Raw genomic sequence first — 18,957 nt, forward strand, 5'->3', positions numbered from 1 at the left:
GAGTAATAATTTTTATTAATAAACGATTTTATTACGGCCAGTTTTTTTGGCAGAATACATCCTTAAATCCGCAGTTTCAATTATATCTTCAATGATTGGATTTGTATCCTGTACTTCAGATGCGTCCGAAATTCCACAGCTAAATGTAAAATTAATTTGTTTTTTATTATAAATAAATACTTTTTTCCTTATATCGTTTAATATTCTTTGTATAATTACAGAGGCCTGTTCCTTATTAATATCTGTGAATATTAATATAAATTCTTCTCCGCCATATCTACCAAGCAAATCATAGACTCTAATGCTGTTTTCAAGAATAGTAACAAATTCCTTAAGTATATAATCACCGCCAAGATGTCCATAGGTATCGTTTATTTTTTTAAAGTGATCTATGTCTACAATTGCGACTGAAAATATACTTCCGTCTCTAATGTGTTTACTCATCATATCTTGCAGTCTTTCAAAGATATATCGTCTATTATAAATGTTTGTTAATGGATCCCGGATACAAGTTTCTTGTATCTTTTCTTCTAGTAATTTTCGTCTCGTTATATCTTCAGCAATTCCAACCCTACGAATTAAAGTGTTATCTTTATCTTTTACAACAAATGAACGAGACCATATCCAGCGAATATTTTCATCGTCACGTATTATTCTGTATTCTAAGTTGAAATTGTCAGCATTATTTTTAAGTTCCTCTAATACTAGTTCCTTATCATCAGGATAGATACTGTCAAGAAATGAATTAGGATTCTCATATAGACTTTCACAGCTGCGATTCCATATACTTTCATATCCAGGGCTTATATAAAGCATTTCTTTATCAGTACGTATCCAAAATACTTCATCGATATTTTCTGCAAGTTGTCTAAACTTTTCTTCACTTTCTTCCAATGCCTGATGTTGTAATACTTGCTCCGTTACATCAATAAAAATAAGCATTACATGAGGTTTATTATGAATTGTAATTGGAACAAAAGCTGTATCAAGCCATATTGATTTATTGAACGATGATATCACATTTATATTTTTATAGATTGTTGTCCAATTTTTTAAAGCAGCTTCAGCAGAATCCACAAGTCCACTTCTATGCCAACTTGGAATCAGTTTGAAATTTTGATTTAACACATTTTCAATATTCGGAGCTCCAATAATTGAGACACTAGATTGATTTGCCATGACTGCCTTGCCATTTTCCTCATAAACTATAATACCAAAGGGGGAATTATTTATAATTAAATTGTTGAAATTATTGAGATCTTTTAATTCCTCTTGTAATTTTATTTGATTAGTGATATCTCTTGCTGCAGCATAAATAAAATTTCCAGAAGTATCTGCTATGCAGAGTAAATCAAGATTCACCGTGAAAAATTTGTCCAGCAGAGATAGTTGCTCCATTTCTTTGGTTATATCAGTAAAAAAAGTTATAAAAAACTTTTCTTTAGGTGAATAAACATTTATTCTGTACCAGCGTTGAAATCGTTCAGAAAATCGTTCTATTTCCTTCTCACCGCCGTTTAAGGCAATATCACCATAGAAACTAATCCAATCAAATAAATCATTATGGATCTCAGGTAGTGCATGTGTGATTCTTTTATTTAGTATATCCGAGCTATTTAATCCAGTAAATTTTTCAAAGGCCTTATTTACTTCTATAAATTTGTAATCACAAGGTTTTCCACTCTCGTCAAGAATAATTTCATGGTAGGCATATCCAAAAGGAGAATTCATTAAAACACTCTTATACAAATCAAAATTCATTTGTTTGACCTCCTTTTAAATGTTGTAGAGTTTTAGAATGGAGAAAATTTCTGTTCTGACCACCATTCTTCCAATAAGTTTTCATATTCTTTAGAAAATTTTTCTACATGGTTTCTTTCCCAATTTGCTAAAATACTATATAATTCTTTAGCCTTTTTCAATTCAGTATTCTTTGCAGCATCTTCATAGAATTCAACGGCGGTCTTCTCAGACTGTAGTGCAATACCTAAAACTGCTACAGCAATATTAGCACTTTTTCTATCTAGCTTATCCCAAGTAAAAATCTTAGGTGAAGGTAGTGGGTCAATCATAGCTAGGTTAAATTCATCTTCTTTATCATTCTTAATTTTATCAAATAGCGCTTTAAGCCATTCGATATGTTTCAGTTCCTCTTCTGATAAGTGTAAAAATTCATTTTTAACTTCTTCTGAAACTCCTTCTTTTTCGGCTGCTAGTTTGTAAAATTCAGCACCTTCAATTTCATTGATGATAGCTTGTTTTATCAATTGAATTTCTTTTTTATTCATATAAAAACCTCCTAAACAATAAGAATTATTTTAAAAAAATTATTATTGTTTAGATTATATCATTATATGTTGGAATTTTCAAATAATTTTATAATAAATAAAAATGCAACTACCTATATCCACAAGAACTGTATATATATTAAGTGAAAGGGGTTGATAAGTATGGCTGCAACAGCAACAAAACTGCAGACTGCACTAGTAATTAAATATAAGGATGGTGTGGATGCCAAGGGAAAAGAAATAATAAAATCACAGAGGTTTTCAAAGGTGAAAACCACAGCAACAGAACAGGACATATATGATGTATCTGTAGAGGTTGGCAAGCTTCTTGGAAAAACTTTAGATGAAGTTGTAAGAGAAGATCAAAGCGGAATAGTTAACGCGTAATTTAGAATTGGTGATTATAGGGGAGCACCACCGATATTTAACTTATGCTCCGGTATATGTTAAATATCTGGTGCAGTTCTCTATATAGATCATTAATTTTAGAGCTAGATTTAGGCAGTTTACTATTTGAGTAAGTTAATGATCCATATGTAGATAAGTATGAGCAAAAGATATCTATATATGTAAATTCCAGGTTAAAATAAGGGGGAGAAAAGATGAGTAAAACATTAGTAATGAATTTTTTAAACGAGTCCGGTAAAAAGACTGCTATAAGGGTGAACAATGTGAAGGAGGATGTGACTGAAGCAGAAGTAAAGAATGCTATGGATGTAATACTCGCTAAGGGTATATTTACAACCAGCGGGGGAGACTTAAAGGCAAAGGATTCAGCAGAAGTTACTGATAAGAACAGCACTGATTTATCAGTTAAATAAGCTTAAAGGAAGATAGCTTATGAATGATCTGTTAAACATTATAGGTAATGTTGGATTTCCGATAGCAGTTTCTGTATATCTGCTTGTAAGATTAGAGGGCAGACTTGAAGTGTTAACGCAGAGTATAAACAATCTTTCCAATGTAATAAATAGATCCAGTGAAAATTAAGAATCAGGCATAGGAACAAGATTATTCCTATGCCTGTATTTTTTAAAAATTTAGTCCATGTATTGTTTGGCTTTTTCAAGCCTTTCTTTTAATTGTTGGATTTTTTCACTTTCACTTCTACCCGTTGTGAGCTGTCAATAATACTGTTAGTATACTTACTCATATCCTGGATAGATTTTTGAATCTGACTTTTATGCAAATTGTAGTCTCTCATTTTGTTATTTTACTCTAAAATTAAGTATCAATCTGTACTTTTGTTGCTCCGTTTGCTCCATAGTAGTAAACCCATCCAGGAACAACGAAAACATAACCTGCATTTTCACCAGAAATCTTTGTTATATTACTGCCATCCAAATTCATTCTATACATTCCAGTGTTAGCTGCATCCCCAGGAGCCGTAACTGTGTAATATATATGATCGTTAAATACATTGATGCTGTAAACTCCGCCATTCGTATAGCTGATTGAAGCTAGCAAAGTATCTTCACTTCCATCATCTTTCATTCTATGAATACCACTAGGATCACTATAGTAAATATAATTGTCTACCGGTTGGAATTTCTGCAGAGAAGTTTTTAACATAATAGGCAGTATTTCCAACTACATTTAAGGCTTTAGCTGAGGTTTCAGCGACTTTTTTTACAGTTCCATTAGTACTTAACTGATTAAATGCAGCTTTCTTTACATTGTAATAATATGTGTTGCCGTTATCATAGATTACAGTTCCACCATTAATTACGTTGCCGGTGAAATCAAGATCCTTTGTTGTAAGTTGCTTTACAACATTGTCTGATACTACACCTGTTCCCCCTAAAATTATTACATTGTTTGTATCTGGAGTCTTCTTAGAAACATTGTAAACAAGGCTTCTTGCTGCCTTTTCAGGAGAAGTTGAAGTTAGAACAATGAAGGAAGAATCTTTTCCCGCAAGAGCCGCACCAGATAGAGCATCTGGGAAGTTCTCACCAGAGGCTACATAAACTTTATTGGCTTCAGTTCCATTAAACCGATTTATAACGTTTAGGTTTGTTTCATATCTATCTATTCCCCAAACTCTTTCTGGAGAAGGGTAGTTCTTAGCAACATTGTCACTTATAACCCCTGAACCACCTATAATATAAGCTTTTTCAATGCTATTATCACTTAAGAATTTCTTAGTATCCTCTGAGAAAGTATCTTTATCTGTTAGTAGAATTGGCATATTCTTTTGAGCTGCTATTGGAGCAATGGATATTGAATCTGCAAAGCCTAAACCTATAGATTATGCCCCAAAATAAATGCTCTTGTGATTTAGATTTATTACTTACTTTTTATAAAAAAGCTATTTAAGCAATGGAATACATTTTAAGCAGTTATCTATTTCACACTGTATTGTCCATAACTTAGAGTCCAATATTATTCTTTCTACCTCCTCTGAGGTCATATGATGTGTGCTAATAAATAAAGTACCATCTTTCTTAATAAGGCGATATAATTCTTTTAGAAATACATTTTTATCCTGAACCATATGAAACATGTCTATAGCAATTATTACATCTGATGCAGTATCTCTTATTTCATTAATATTCTTTACTAACACTGTTTCTACATTTGTAAGTTGGTATTTATTAATTTTCTTCTTTACTGATTCTATTGCTAGCTCATGAATATCAACAGCATAAACCTTGCCATTTTCACCAAGCAATTCTGATATTTTTTTAGTGTACCCACCTGATCCGCAGCCATAGTCAATTACAATATCTCCGGTTTTAATATTAAATTTATTACACTCTTCGTTGATTGGAGCAGTTATATCTCGCTGTTCCAGCATAGAAATCATAGTTTCCACTGTGAAATTATTTTCATGCATAAAGTTAATCCTCCTTATTTAATTTAAGTTTCTTAAGTTCTTAGATAGTAAATATTTTCTTTTCTTATAAAGTACATTAAGGATGTTTTATATCCTTAATTAGAATAACAAACCCTATTAAGATTAATTTCTGAGTTTTTAGATAGTGAATATTTTACTTTTTTATAAAATACATTAAAGATGTTTTATGTCTGTAATTAAAGTATCAAGCCCTATTAGGACTTAATCGAAGTAATATAAATGACTATTCTTCATTAATTTCAAAGTTTTCTTCGTGAGCTAGTTCATATATTTTTTTGCTTTGCAGATAACCTTCCATTAGTTTCTCAGCATCTGCCATTACTTTATGAATAGGACATTTACTTTCGTTAAATTCACATTTAAATAAAGCAAAGTTTCCTTCCACTGCATTGATAATATCCATAAAAGAAATTTCTTCTACTTTCTTACTAAAAAAATATCCACCATTTGCTCCTGAAGTTGAATCTATTATACCAGCTTTAACTAACTGAGTTAGTATCTTAGAAAGATATGTATCAGATACGTTAAAGTGCTTTGCAAGAGTATATACACTAAGTTTTTCACTTTGAGCATGTTCAATCATGAATAGAATTGTGTGCAAAGCATAATTAGTTGCTTTCGTATATTTCAAATAATCACCACCTAAAATACATTAAAGAGCTTTTATGTCTATGATTATAGTGTCAACTATGGATCTTGTCAACAACTAAATTTATCTATAACAAGTGTTTTGTTTTTGATGGGTGGAAACCTATAAGTGCATATACAAAAACAAGTGAAAAATATATTTTAACTAATACTTAAAACCTAAGAATAAGTTATTTCCGTAAAAGTTAAAATAGCCATAAGACATAAAATAGCAAATTGTATCTTATGACTATTTTTATACGTTGCGATATCATGTATTAGTTTTATAATATATGATTTCATTTGCTTTGCTCCAGACGGCAGGATGTTGTTCTTACTCAAGTGAGTAAGAAGAAAGAATTATGTATATCTTCAAAGATGTTGAATACCATTTAAAGTTACGTTGACTTATTAATGGTATCTTTATAATGGAGTCCATCAGTAACAATTGATATCAATTTATTGAATCGACTGATATCCAGATTATCTCTACGTTGTTCTACAGCGTGCAGAAAGCCCATCATAATATTAATTAAATCCTTTATATCTATATCTTCCCGTACCACCTTGGCCTGCTGGGCTCGGATAAGAAGAGCAGCAAATGCCGACTGAAAATCATGTAGCACATCAGAGTTTGTCATCTTGGTATTTAAGGCATCTTTTAAAGCCTTGTTGTTAAAACCATCTTCCATAATGCCTATAAAGAAATCAAAAAATGCTTTACCTGGATCCGTATTATTCACAAGGGATTTAGCTTCTTCTGTAAGCTGCTGCTTATAACTAAGATAGACTGCCTCAAGCAATGCTTCTTTGCTCGGAAAATGGCGGTATACGGTACCGATGCCTACGCCAGCTTCACGGGCAATTTCACTTATAGGAATTGACAGACCCTTTTCTACAAAAATCTTATACGCCGCGTCTAGTATCTGCTCTCTATTCTGTTTTGCATCCGCCCGCAATGATTTTGAGTTATTGACAAGACTAGAATTACTAGGCTGTAGAGTAGTATATGCCTTGTTCACAGAGTGCTCTTTATCTATCATTGAGATAACCACCTTTCTTTTTCAATTTTACTTGAAAAATTGAATATTGACAACGGAATTATGATTCCGTATAATATCAACATAAGCGGAATTATAGTTCCGTTTATGTTAATCTAATTTTTAAAGGCGGTGTTTACTATGAATGAAAAAAATAAAAATATGAGAAGTCCAAGAGAAATCTTTGAACTTGCACAATCTATGTTTTTAAGCAAAGACTTGAGCAGTTTTTCTGATCTATTTGCAACTGACGCTATATTTGAATTGCCATTTCATACGCAAAAATCAATGAGGTTAGTTCAGGGGAGAGAGAATATCCACAATTATCTTGCGACGGTGCCGGTTACGCTTTTTAAACCAATAGGATATAAATCAATGACAATATATGAGACAACCGACCCTGAAGTTATTATAGCTGAGTATGACATGTATGGTGAAGTTATAGCTAACGGTAAGCCTTTTCAGAGGAGGTATCTCCAAATGTTTAAGGTTCATAATGGCGAAATTGTAACTTTGCATGACTACTGGAATCCTATTGATACCTTCGAAATACTCGATCGCTTGCCAGAACTTTGTACTATGCTCACACAGAAATAAAAGTAATCATTCTGAAAGATAATAGCATCTTTTTTAATGACTCAGAAGGAGATATATATTACTGACTATAATTAAGCTACTCAATAAATAGTTAACTTGAATTAAGAAAACTTTGTATTTAAAAGGAGAGATATAAGATGTCAAAAGTTGTTATTTTCAACGGTAGTCCAAGAAAAAGTGGGTATACTACAAAATTGTTAGAACAAGTGGCAAAAGGAGCGAAATCTAAAGGTGCTGAAATAATTGAATTTGATTTGAATGATTCTAGAATTCGTGGTTGTCAAGGATGTTTCTATTGCCGTACACATGATGGTTGTGCGGTTAAAGATTATTTGCAGCCAATGTATGAGGCTATTACCGAAGCAGATGCTATTGTATTTGGTTCTCCAAATTATGGTTATCAAATTACAGGTCAAGCAAAAATTTGGTTAGATCGTACATTTCCAATGGTTGGGGAAAATTTTATGCCGAGACATCCCGGCAAAAAGGTAGTATCGATATTTGTTCAAGGTAGCCCAAATCCTGAAATGGGCGCAGAGGGAATTAAAGCTGTTAATAATATTTTTGCAAGATATGGTTGGGAATTAGAAGATAGTATTCTTTGCTGTGGGACTACTGATTTTCATTCAGAAAAGCTTGAGAGGTTTAATTCTAATATAGAACAGTTTGAGGAGTTATCTTTGAGAGCACTTAAGGATGGGGAAAATCTAGTTAGATAAATTTCTAACATGCCACTACTTAAAGTTAAACTTACACCAAGAAAAACTGAACTTGTAAGCATGCATTATAAATAAATCTAATGCAGTTTAAAAAGATGGGTACAAGAATTAAAAAATTCTTGTACCCATCTTTTTGTTTGAGTTATCTTCAAAAATCCTACGACAAAATGGAAATTATATCTGTGAAAAAATTAAAGAAAAAAATAGTTTAATTTGTAATTATATACCAGCATGTAGCTTTAAATAGGTGAATTATTACGAAATGGAATAAAATCGAAATTTAATATCACAAATTGTATAATCATAAAAGAATTTGCTTTAAAAATCGTGTCCGAATTCCAGTAAAAAATGTGCCCTGTATAAATAGAGAGGTTTTTAAAAACAATTGGTATAAAATATTTCTTTCTAAAAAAATAAATAAAGAAGGAAAGATAGACAAAATTAAAGTGCAAAGGAGTAAAAAAATGAAAATTAAAGTTTTAACTGAAACAGAAAAGGATCAAATATTGAACTGGATCAAAAGTAAAAAGTTTTATAATCTGGATAACTTAATATTAGCTTTTAAGGAATTTATCAGAGATCTGTACAGAAAATACATTAAGGACGAGTACAGATTATTAATGGAGGATTTTATATCCGAATGTAATTTAATGATTCTAAGTTGCGCGAGAAGATTTAAAGGGCGCACCTTTGGCGAGTTAGTTAACTTTATTACAGAAACAGTAAGCAAAAGAGTAATTAGAATTAGTAAAAAGCATAGAAAGCTCTGTAAAGAAGATATTCTTGAAGATTTTGAAGATAACTTAGCTTATAAGAATTACCTTTTTCTTGTAGATTTTGAAGAGCAGCTGCTGAGTACCATGACTCTGGAAAGCAATTGTGATAGGTACTTATGTGGAAAAATATCTGAATATGAAATAGAGCTATTGAAGGAATTTATCTATGGCAGAGATTTAAAAGCTTTTGCTGAGCGTAGAGGAGTTAAGTACGAAAGTGTTAAGAGAGCACTAATAAGGGCTAAAGAAAAAGTTAAGAAGATAATGGAAGCTTTACATATTAACAGTGCTTATGATGATTATGTTTTACCTTAATTTATAGATAAACACGGCCGAAAGTAGACTCACACTCCGGTATATGTTTCCAAGCTTCAGCACTATAAAAAATTTTTATCAATCTAAAGCTTAGTATTTTGAAAATCTAAGAACATCTGATAAACTCGTACCTCAAACATATCAGAAGTCCTAAGATTTTCTAAAATACTTCGCTAACATTGATTAAAAAGTTTTTATATGTGCCTTCAGCTTTGGAAGCATATACCTGCGTATAAGTCAACTTTCTGGTGTGAATATCTATGTAAGGGAGGGGATTGAAATTAATGGTGATGAAATAATTGGGTTGCTTCTTAAGGCAAAAGAAGGGGATAGGACTGCTATGGAAGAGGTAATAAAGAGGTATACGCCTTTTGTTATTAAAACTGCCAGGAGTATATATGTAAAAGGCCAAGAGGTGGAAGATCTTATTCAGATAGGACAAGCATCAATAATCAAGGCTGTAAACATGTATGACACAGAAAGAGAAAATGCTTTTACTACCTATGTATTCAATACAATAAGGAGAACTTTGTATTTACTTATAAGGAGCAGTGTAAAAGATGCAAAATGCTGCAGTCTAAATACTTCTAATAATGAGGGCTGCGAGCTTATAGATGTTTTAGCAGGGGATGAAGATATTGAAGAAGAGATGATTAAAAAAGAAGAAAAGGCTATGCTTGCTAAAGCCTTAAGAAAACTTAATGAACAGGAAAAAGAGATTATCTACTGGTTTTATTTTGAAAAGAGAAGTCTAAGAGAGTATGCAAGTTTAAAGGGGATATATTATAAGACAGCTGGAGATAGAAAGAAAAAAGCACTTAGGAAGCTTAAAAAATGTTTAGAGGGGATGGATTTTAATGGCAATATATAGACAACTTCAAACAAATCTTTGGCAGGATGAATTTATACTGGAACTTGAAGCACTTGAAAAGTATGTGTATACATATTTGATGACAAACCCAAGAACCACTCAATGTGGTATATACAGATTAGTAAAGAAGCTTATGGAGTTAGAACTTGGATTAGAATGGGAAACCATATATAAAATATTAAAAAAGCTTATGGATAACAACAAAATTGCTTATTGTGAAGAAACTGGTGAAATAATGCTAATAAACTGGAGCAAATATAATTTTATAAACAGCAGAAATACAATTCTATGTATCAATAAAGAACTAAAGGAAGTTAAAAATAAAGAATTTATAGGCAGACTATATACAATATGTTTGGAAAGAAACTATCCTGTAAAAGACATTTTTAATGGAGTTGTAGTTGATGGTTTAAAAATTGAAAATAAAGAGGAGGAGGATTTTTTAGAAGCTGAAGGTGAAGAAGTGGATTCTTTAAAAGCAGATAAAGAGGGCCTTTCAAGCCCTTTTGAAGCCCCTTATAAGGCCCTAGGGGAAGAAGAAATAAAAGAAGAATATATAAATAAATCTTATAATAAACAAAAAGTAACGAATAAAAGTATAAGCAGAATTCTTTTAGAGTTTAGCAAAAATATTAAGAAAGCCTCTAAAGATGAAATAGAAAAATTTATTGAATGGAGAAAGACTTTCGAAGAGGAATTTATAATAAAAGCTATTAAACAAGCAGTTAAGTATAAAGCAAAGCATATTGGATACATTGAAAGCATTATAAAAAATTGGGCAGCAGAGGGCATTACCACAATGAAGGAGCTTATGAAAAAATTTAAAAGAAATAAGCCTAGAGTCAATTCTGAAGCCTATAGATATCTGGATTAGGGGGTGGCATTTTGAATATAGAAAAAATGTACAATCTTGACGCGGAAAAAAATGTGCTGGCATCTATATTTATGTATAATGACAGCTTATGTGAAGTGATGGATCTGATAAAAGCTAAGGATTTTTATAGCTCAAAGAATAAAATAATATATAAAAATTTAATGGAAATGCACGACAAAAGGATACCTATTGATATCGTGACTTTTTGTGATAGAATGGGCGAAGCTTTAAAGGAAATAGGCGGAGTAAGCTATATAACTGAGATTATAAATTCTAGTGTTACAGCCACAAATATAAAGAGATATGGACAGATCGTAAAGGAAAAATCAAACTACAGAGAGCTTATGAAAATTCTTGAAAGTTCTCTGGATAAACTCAAAAAAGCTGAAGATTCCACGGAAGATATAATAGATTACGCTCAGAATTCCCTTATGAAACTAGATGCATCAGAAACAAAAGACACTGGAGAAATGCTGCCTATTATGGACAAATATATGGACACTCTGCAGGCCAGATATGAAAAAGGTGGAGCTATCCAGGGTATAAAAACAGGTTACAAAATTTTAGATAAAACCCTTGGAGGACTGCAAAAGGAGGAGCTAGTAATACTGGCAGGAAGACCTTCTATGGGAAAGACTGCTACAGTTCTTAATATAATTTTAAATTCTGTTTTTAAAGAAGAGGCAAAAGTGGCATTCTTTAATTTAGAGATGGGACCAGTACAAGTTATAGATAGGGTACTAGCCATATATACGGGAATTTTCATGGATAAAATAAAAAATGCAGAGTTAACGGACAGGCAGTGGTGTGCGGTAACAAAAGCTGCATCAGTTTTTGCAGGTTCCAATATGAAAATCTATAATAAAATTTTTAAATTAAGTCTTATAAAAAGTGAGTGCAGAAAGCTGAAGATAAAAAGAGGACTGGACATAGTTGTAATAGACCATCTCCAGCTTATTGAAGGTGTGAAGGCTGCGGAAAATAGAAATGTTGAGATTGCTAAAATTACAAGAGAACTGAAGCTTATGGCAAAGGAACTTGAGGTAACGGTAATTTTGGTTTCTCAGCTTTCTAGGGCACCGGAGGCCAGGAGCGATCATAGGCCTATACTTTCTGATTTGAGGGAGTCAGGGAGTATAGAGCAAGATGCCGACGTCGTTATGCTCTTGTATCGGGATGAGTATTATGATAGGGATTCTGAGGAGAAGGGGATTATTGAGTGTATTGTGGGGAAGAACAGGAATGGAGAGACAGGAGTGGTGAGGTTTAGGTGGGTGCCGGAGGTGCAGAGGATTTGGTAGGCATTGAACACTTAGCGAAACCGAGCGTCAGCGAAGGTTGAGCTTAGTGTGAAAGTCCGCATTACGTAGTGTAGCGGAGTAATGTGTTCCTTAATTTAAGTAAACATTGGAATTTTATCATTTTAGGTACTTATATGGATTAAAATGTAATATTATGTTATGATTATAATGGAAAAGTAGGGAGATTATAACTGACAAAGTAGATTTATATAACATGGTGGCATAGGTTGATAGGTAAAGAGCCAAGCTTGTGAAATATAAATTTTTCATTAAACTCATAGAAAAAGCACAATATATCTCACTGAAAGGATGATCAAAAATGATTTCATTACAAGAAGAACCTGTAGGTGAAACCTATAAAAAGTTAATTGAATATGCAGCAAGACAGAGTTTGCAGTTTGTACTTGCAGTTGATTTAAATTATCTTGAGGTTGAAGAAAGTTGTTCTAAAGCTTTAGCTCAGCTAGAGCCTTATTTAATTAAAAAAATCAAGCATAATAGCTGGCCTGGAACTAGGAGTTGTGGAGGCTGTTCAATGATATACTATTTTCAATGTAACAGCCACACAGTTTCCATATTGCAAAACACAGTTAATTCCCTTTATGCATGGCTCCATCCAAAGTTGCCAATGGATTTAAGCTTTATAGATGAAAAAAATCATGAATGGTTTGTTAGTACTGCTCATGAAGAAATGTCTTGGTTTGATGTATGTGATGAGGAAAAGCAGAATATTTTAGACTATGTTCCTAACTTACAGCTAAAAGAAAATAAAAGTAAAACTTTAGAGCAGTTGCTTGAGGATAAAGAAGCAAAGTTTTTAAATTTTGATAATATGAATTTATATAAGCTGGCAGAAGAAATTGTTAACTTTAAAAATTTACGGATGCTTTCTGTGGAAGATGATACTATAAATGAAATTCCAGAATTATATCAGTTATACCTAAAGATATAGGTAAGCTTAAGAATTTAACAGTGTTAGTATTAAGCAACAATAAAATAACTGCTTTACCTGATGAGATATGTGATTTAAGTAATCTTTGGATTATGTTTGTGGCCTTTAATGATATAGAGGAAATTCCTGAGGAGATTGGTAAGTTGACTAACTTGTGGTATATGGGGATTCATAATAATAAAATTAAGGAGTTGCCGGAGAGTATTAGGGATATGGGGGAATTAAAGTATATTTCTATGGTTAATAACGAGTTTGGGGATGTGGAGAGTGAAATTTCTAAGTTTGAGAATATGAAATGTGTTAGGGTTGATGCGAGATTTGAAAGTTGTTAAAGGGGGAAATTAATAGAAGAACGGTTATGAAATAGACAGTATATGTAAAATGTAATAAGTAATTTGAGAAAGAAGGGAAAAAATTGTGTAAAAGTACTGATGTACCGGGATCTATAGCAGGTTATTATTATCAAATATTACTGGCATGTAGAGAATTAACTAGTGATACACCTGATTTAGAAGCAGTAGGGGTAGAAGCAGAAGCTGATGTAAGAGTCATAAAGAGCGGTACAAAAAAATCAATAGAAGCAAAATTTCATAAAAAGAATATGGCACGATATGATGGTGAAATAATAAAAACTATATATAATTTTTATAGAAATTCACATGATGATGAAGCACTAGAATTTAGTACAAATGTTGCTCCTACAAAAGATCACAAAGATTTTTTTGATAATTGGAATAATAAATCGTTAACAGAAGAAGAAATGAATATGTATATTCTAAAGTGTTTATTTAAGCATTGCTGTTTTAACGTCAACAATTATAAAAAAAATTATAGTGAGTATAAGTCTTCTATTATTAAAAAAGATGGTAAAGAAGAAAAAGAGCCATACTATATGGATAGACTTCAATCTGAGATATTTAATGTAAAAATTGATGATAGTGAATTAGATAAGTATTCTTTAGTAAACAGTATGACATTAGATAAAGAATTTAGTAAGAAATTATCGTTCGCTTTTTATGATACCAAAAAGCTTGATACTATAAAAAAGCTTAAAGAAGATATAAATAGAAATTTGAAAAAAATTTGTAAGCGCAATAAAAGATCAATTACTGAAAATGATTATGATAAAATAAGAGATTTAATGATTGATAAATTCTTTATGATAATTACTTACAATACAGAGTTGCCAAGTGATCATACATTTAATGAACTAAAAAAATTTTCTAAAGATGACTTAGAGGATTGTATAAAAAATTATAATGTACAAAAAGCAGCTTGGTTAAACAATGAAAAAATTAATAATTTAATTAGAGCATTAGAAAATGAAGAAAAAAATTTTATTGATAGTGTAGAAATGACACAAGATTCTGCAAGAGTCCAAGAATTAATTAATAGACGTAGTGAAATTCAACAATTATTTTTAAATAAGATTATAGATGTTGATAGATACAATAAATTTATTTTTATATATACACTTAAGGACTTTGATTCATTTGAGGTTATTTTAAAATTAATCAATCAATTGACAATTTTATCAGTTTATAAAAACATAAATATAGACGATATATCATTTTTTATAGATAATAATAAATCTTTAGATAATGTATTCATAAAAGATTTATTAAATTATTCATTTAAAGCATGCCCTCCATCTTATAGAAATTTTAGAGCTATAATACAAGTGTTTTATGATAGCACAAATCAAAAATATTCAATTGATCCAAATCAAATTGTTATATTTCAAGCTGATTTTGGTTCTAACGAGAACCCATGTAAAAAAAAAGAAGATAGCTTAAATTGTGTATTAGATATAGCAGCAACAGATGAAAACTTAGAAAAAGAAATTGCATTATATAAAAGTATTAATTATAGATGTAGTGCTTGTATATACTTAACTGACAAAGATGAAGATACTTTAGATAATATACATAGTTTTCTATGTTGTAGGGGGTGTAAAAAATAGAATATTTGATTAATGATTTGAGACAAAAGAATTATATCATCAATGAATTAGAAATCGAAAATAAGGATTTATATCTAATAACAATCAGTGATAAGATTGTTATTCTAAAATTATTTAAAGATGATGAGAACATAGATAGCATAGTAGAGGATGCTTCTATTTTATCTGGTAAATTAAATAGTGACGATTTTATAAAGTTATATACTATTAGTTCGGATAAAGATAATGAAAAGAAGATATTAGATTTAAGAGCTATATTGTGGGATGTTTATATAATAGGAGTTCATTGGTTAACTGATAATAAAGATAAATTTAAAAAAGAGGATGTAAGCAGAATTGAAAGAAATCGCCTAATTGCTAGAAAAATAATATTAGAAGACTGTAACTTAAAGAAAATTAGCATGAAAATACAAGAAATTTTAGAACCTACAAAAAAATTAAAATCAATAATTATTAATAATAAAGGAATTAATGAAGAAGATTTATTTAAAGAACTTACAACTTCTGATGATGGCAAATATTTAAAAAATACTGAACTAAAATCATTTGAGGATATGAATAAGTATTTAAATAAGATAATAAAAGAAGTAAAAAACAATGATAAGGAGGTGTAGTAGTGAAAATAAGTGAAGTATATATAAAAAATTTTAGGGGGTATGGTGAAAATCCCAAAGATAGTGAAGGATATTATAGATTTGTCGATTTAGATAGATATAAATTTATAATATTTAGTGGGTATAATGGGTTTGGAAAGACAAGCTTTTTTGATGCCATTGAGTGGTGCTTAACTGATAATTTAAGCAGAATAGAAGATAAAGAAAAAATACTTATGAAAAGTAATTTGAAGAAAAGTCATTATTTAAAGTTTTTAAATAATACAGAAAAAGATAAGAATAGAGAAGTAGAAGTATGTTTAAAGTTTGATAATGGAACTAAAGTTATAAGAAAAACTAAATGCTCATCATTGGATGAAAATAAATATGAGTCTGAATTTACTGATGGAGAAAAAAATATTCTAAATAAGAATCAATTAAATAAAATATTTTTCGAAAATAAAAAACTTAAAGTTGAAAATTTGTTAAATACAAATTTTCTTGGTCAGGAAAACATTAATCGTATTTTAAGAGCGAAAAGCCCATCAGATAGAACAGAAGAATTTATGAATTTATTGGGATTATCAACATTGCATGAGATAGTGGAAAAATCAAAAAGTAATAGTAGCCTTTCTTTAATTATAAGAAAATCAAAAGAGAAATTGGAAAATATCAAAAAAGATAAAAAACAACTTGAAGATCAATTTACAGCAAATGGGTGGGGCCAGTTTGATGAATATAGTAATAATGTTAAAAGTATAGTTGAAAAATTAATAAAGGCTAAGGAAAATTTTAAATATTTAGATAAATTAAAGTTTAAATATCTTGATAAAGAGTATAAAACTATTAATGAATATGCTGATTTTATAGACAATTCAGTGGTATCAAAAGAAAGCCTTATAAATCAAAGAAATAAAAGTATAAGCAATTTACAGATCTTAACTGAAAAATTTTTAATATCAAAAATATTTATTAAGGGTAAAAAAGTAGCTGATATGAAAGCTATTAAAGATATAGATATTAGAAATTTAATAAACAAAGAAAGTACTAATGAAAAAATATTAGAACTATATATAAAATATTATGAAGAGATGGATTCAAAAAGTAAGAAGCTAATAGTAGAAAAAAATAATATTGTTGATATAAATTTAAAAAATAATCAAAAGCTTGAGGATAGTATCTTTAATAATGTCATTAACAGATATAAAAACATCATGAAATTAATAGAAGAATATAATTGTTTTATAAAGGGTAATTATATTAATGAATGTGCTAAGTGTATAGTAAGAATAAATAAATTAATGAAGAAAAATGATACGTACATAAAAAATATAGAAAGGTTATCTCAAAAAATTAATGAAGAAAAAAATATTATAGATGGTTTATCTAATATGTCAGATTCTTACAAGAAAATATTAAATAAGATTAAAATTTATTTAGAAGAGAATAAAGATGAAGATATAAAGTGTTGTCCTATATGTTTAAATAAAGATTTTACAGAAACATTTAAACAATTAAATGTACAATCCGATAAAGATGAATCAATAAAGAATCAATTGATTAAAATAATAAATATTACTGTTCAATCAGGTAATGAAAATATAGAGGAACATCAAAAGGTAATTGCAAAGAAAAAACAGGAAATAGATAATCTAAAGGATATATATAATAATAAAATATATAAAATCACTGAAAAATATGTAGATGAAAGTAAAGCATGTTTTGAAAAGATAATAGATATAGCATGTGAGAATGTAACTAAATCATTAAATAGAAGAGTAAAACATAAAAAATATTATGAAGATGTTATAAAGAAAAATAATGAACTAAAAAATATTTATGAAAAAGCTTATAAAAATATATTTGGTGAAGAGATTAATTATGAAAATATTAACGTAGTCAATAATGAAGATATTATGAAAGAGAAAAATATATATGATAAAATGTTAGAAAATTATTCTCAAAAATTTAATAAGTATAATAGCAAAATTGAAGAATTGAATAAACGATTAGCAGAGATAAAAGAAGAATTGAAAAATAGTGATGATTCAGATATAAAAAAATTAAATGAAAAGATTAAGGAAATAAATAATACTATAGAATTAATGAATGAAATTGAAAAATATAAATTTTCTGAAGTTAATAAAAAGATATTAAATTCATTTTTAAATGAAAGTAAAAATGAAAAAGATTTAAATGATGAATTACAAAAATATACAGATTACCAAAATGATATGAACATTATTAATGGACGTGCATCTAAGTTACAAGAAAGTAAACTGAAAGAATTAATGCAGTCTAATGTATCAATTCAATGGATTTATGATAAAATCAGTCCACACCCATATTTTAAAAAATTGGAGTTTAAATATGAGAGCGGTTCAGGTGGAACTAAGATGACCAATATAGTTTCACAAGAAAATGAGAACATGTATTTAGACCATATATTTAGTTCAGCTCAATTAAATGTACTTGCATTAAGCATTTTCCTAGGATTATCAATGAATCAAAATAGTGTTAAATTCAATCAGTTATACCTGGATGATCCAATACAAAGCATGGATGACATTAATATTTTATCTTTTATAGATTTGATGAGATGTTTTATAGACTCAGATGATTTTAAAAATGATATTATCTTATCAACACATGACTCTAATTTTGCAAAATTATTGATGATAAAAATGAGAAATAAAAAATATAAGATAATTAATTTTGAAAGTTATGGAAGTGAAGGTCCTATAATACAGTAAGGTTTATGTAGTAATAAATTAATGTATGTCAGATGAAGCTTTAGCAAGGCAAATATTTGAGTCCATCTAGTACTGTTGGAGACAGTATCAAGTTTAGGGAAAATTTTTTGTACAGCCTGTTGTGCTTGCTAACAATATGTTTTGCTGTAAAACAAGACATAACATTTTTAAGATTTACAACTGTAATGGATGGAAACATGGGTATGATAGATAAGAGAATTAATGCTATACATAATAAAAGATACAAACAATAATTTACAGAAAGGGCTTGGTAAATTATTGGGTACAGTTAATAATGCTTTAAATATGGTATTCTTGTTTTTGTTAAGTAATACAGGAAAATTGAATTTTTTGCAGAATAATTATTATAGCAATAATATGCCTTTTTATTTTATAAGTGCTTGAATAATTTATTTAATAAAATAATA

General features: G+C 29.6%; 22 protein-coding genes. 15 read left to right on the plus strand and 7 right to left on the minus strand.

From position 1 onward, the window contains the following. Positions 1-15: 15 nt before the first annotated feature. Both I6U48_RS00775 and I6U48_RS00780 read right to left on the minus strand, forming a co-directional pair. Positions 16-1,761 carry a diguanylate cyclase gene (locus tag I6U48_RS00775; RefSeq protein WP_218318491.1) on the minus strand — a complete coding sequence of 582 codons (1,746 nt, stop codon included), beginning with the start codon at positions 1,759-1,761 and terminating at the stop codon, positions 16-18. Positions 1,762-1,793: 32 nt separating this feature from the next. Next, positions 1,794-2,288, minus strand: coding sequence for a ferritin family protein (locus I6U48_RS00780; RefSeq protein WP_218318492.1), 495 nt, complete (start codon positions 2,286-2,288; stop codon positions 1,794-1,796). A gap of 162 nt (positions 2,289-2,450) precedes the next feature. Between I6U48_RS00780 and I6U48_RS00785 the strand changes: the two genes are divergently transcribed. The 3 genes from I6U48_RS00785 (at position 2,451) to I6U48_RS00795 (ending at position 3,278) form a co-directional block, all read left to right on the plus strand. After that, positions 2,451-2,675 carry a DUF1659 domain-containing protein gene (locus tag I6U48_RS00785; RefSeq protein WP_218318493.1) on the plus strand — a complete coding sequence of 75 codons (225 nt, stop codon included), beginning with the start codon at positions 2,451-2,453 and terminating at the stop codon, positions 2,673-2,675. A gap of 215 nt (positions 2,676-2,890) precedes the next feature. Next, on the plus strand, positions 2,891-3,109 hold the full coding sequence (locus I6U48_RS00790; protein WP_218318494.1) for a DUF2922 domain-containing protein: 219 nt from the start codon (positions 2,891-2,893) through the stop codon (positions 3,107-3,109). Between the two features lie 19 nt (positions 3,110-3,128). Next, complete coding sequence (locus tag I6U48_RS00795; protein WP_218318495.1) at positions 3,129-3,278, plus strand: YvrJ family protein; 150 nt, start codon at positions 3,129-3,131, stop codon at positions 3,276-3,278. Between the two features lie 234 nt (positions 3,279-3,512). Here the strand turns inward: I6U48_RS00795 and I6U48_RS00800 are convergent, their stop codons facing one another. From I6U48_RS00800 to I6U48_RS00820, 5 genes are all read right to left on the minus strand, one after another. Continuing rightward, positions 3,513-3,860: a DUF5050 domain-containing protein gene (locus I6U48_RS00800; RefSeq protein WP_218318496.1), complete on the minus strand. Its 348-nt coding sequence runs from the start codon at positions 3,858-3,860 to the stop codon at positions 3,513-3,515. Then, positions 3,805-4,536 (minus strand): cell wall-binding repeat-containing protein, encoded by a 732-nt coding sequence (locus I6U48_RS00805; RefSeq protein ID WP_312890834.1) that lies wholly within the window; start codon positions 4,534-4,536, stop codon positions 3,805-3,807. The genes I6U48_RS00800 and I6U48_RS00805 overlap by 56 nt, the downstream gene beginning before the upstream one ends. Positions 4,537-4,599: 63 nt before the next feature. After that, a complete protein-coding gene (locus I6U48_RS00810; protein WP_218318498.1) occupies positions 4,600-5,127 on the minus strand; it encodes a class I SAM-dependent methyltransferase in 528 nt (175 codons plus the stop codon). A gap of 244 nt (positions 5,128-5,371) precedes the next feature. Further along, positions 5,372-5,779, minus strand: coding sequence for an RrF2 family transcriptional regulator (locus I6U48_RS00815; RefSeq protein WP_218318499.1), 408 nt, complete (start codon positions 5,777-5,779; stop codon positions 5,372-5,374). Between the two features lie 394 nt (positions 5,780-6,173). Further along, positions 6,174-6,818, minus strand: coding sequence for a TetR/AcrR family transcriptional regulator (locus I6U48_RS00820; protein ID WP_218318500.1), 645 nt, complete (start codon positions 6,816-6,818; stop codon positions 6,174-6,176). 159 nt (positions 6,819-6,977) lie between these two features. On the opposite strand from I6U48_RS00820, the gene I6U48_RS00825 reads away from it, so the two are divergent. From I6U48_RS00825 to I6U48_RS00880, 12 genes are all read left to right on the plus strand, one after another. Then, on the plus strand, positions 6,978-7,412 hold the full coding sequence (locus I6U48_RS00825; protein ID WP_218318501.1) for a nuclear transport factor 2 family protein: 435 nt from the start codon (positions 6,978-6,980) through the stop codon (positions 7,410-7,412). 137 nt (positions 7,413-7,549) lie between these two features. Then, positions 7,550-8,131: a flavodoxin family protein gene (locus I6U48_RS00830; RefSeq protein WP_218318502.1), complete on the plus strand. Its 582-nt coding sequence runs from the start codon at positions 7,550-7,552 to the stop codon at positions 8,129-8,131. A 464-nt stretch (positions 8,132-8,595) separates the two neighbouring features. After that, positions 8,596-9,222, plus strand: a complete 627-nt coding sequence (locus I6U48_RS00835; protein WP_218318503.1) for a sigma-70 RNA polymerase sigma factor region 4 domain-containing protein — start codon at positions 8,596-8,598, stop codon at positions 9,220-9,222. Positions 9,223-9,472: 250 nt separating this feature from the next. Further along, positions 9,473-10,093: a sigma-70 family RNA polymerase sigma factor gene (locus I6U48_RS00840; protein WP_312890827.1), complete on the plus strand. Its 621-nt coding sequence runs from the start codon at positions 9,473-9,475 to the stop codon at positions 10,091-10,093. After that, a complete protein-coding gene (locus I6U48_RS00845; protein WP_218318505.1) occupies positions 10,080-10,967 on the plus strand; it encodes a DnaD domain protein in 888 nt (295 codons plus the stop codon). Before I6U48_RS00840 ends, I6U48_RS00845 begins: the two co-directional genes overlap by 14 nt. An 11-nt stretch (positions 10,968-10,978) precedes the next feature. Continuing rightward, positions 10,979-12,268 carry a replicative DNA helicase gene (dnaB, locus tag I6U48_RS00850; RefSeq protein WP_218318506.1) on the plus strand — a complete coding sequence of 430 codons (1,290 nt, stop codon included), beginning with the start codon at positions 10,979-10,981 and terminating at the stop codon, positions 12,266-12,268. Positions 12,269-12,587: 319 nt separating this feature from the next. Next, positions 12,588-13,220 (plus strand): hypothetical protein, encoded by a 633-nt coding sequence (locus tag I6U48_RS00855; protein WP_218318507.1) that lies wholly within the window; start codon positions 12,588-12,590, stop codon positions 13,218-13,220. Continuing rightward, positions 13,217-13,552 (plus strand): leucine-rich repeat domain-containing protein, encoded by a 336-nt coding sequence (locus I6U48_RS00860; RefSeq protein ID WP_376774501.1) that lies wholly within the window; start codon positions 13,217-13,219, stop codon positions 13,550-13,552. The genes I6U48_RS00855 and I6U48_RS00860 overlap by 4 nt, the downstream gene beginning before the upstream one ends. 83 nt (positions 13,553-13,635) lie before the next feature. Then, positions 13,636-15,183 (plus strand): hypothetical protein, encoded by a 1,548-nt coding sequence (locus I6U48_RS00865; protein ID WP_218318508.1) that lies wholly within the window; start codon positions 13,636-13,638, stop codon positions 15,181-15,183. 5 nt (positions 15,184-15,188) lie between these two features. After that, a complete protein-coding gene (locus I6U48_RS00870; protein WP_218318509.1) occupies positions 15,189-15,797 on the plus strand; it encodes a hypothetical protein in 609 nt (202 codons plus the stop codon). A gap of 2 nt (positions 15,798-15,799) precedes the next feature. Next, on the plus strand, positions 15,800-18,529 hold the full coding sequence (locus I6U48_RS00875) for an AAA family ATPase (protein WP_218318510.1): 2,730 nt from the start codon (positions 15,800-15,802) through the stop codon (positions 18,527-18,529). Between the two features lie 56 nt (positions 18,530-18,585). Next, positions 18,586-18,783, plus strand: a complete 198-nt coding sequence (locus I6U48_RS00880) for a hypothetical protein (RefSeq protein WP_218318511.1) — start codon at positions 18,586-18,588, stop codon at positions 18,781-18,783. The last annotated feature ends 174 nt before the right edge of the window (positions 18,784-18,957 follow it).

The organism is Clostridium thailandense, assembly GCF_019207025.1.
In the GTDB taxonomy this organism is placed as follows: Bacteria; Bacillota; Clostridia; order Clostridiales; family Clostridiaceae; genus Clostridium_AM; species Clostridium_AM thailandense.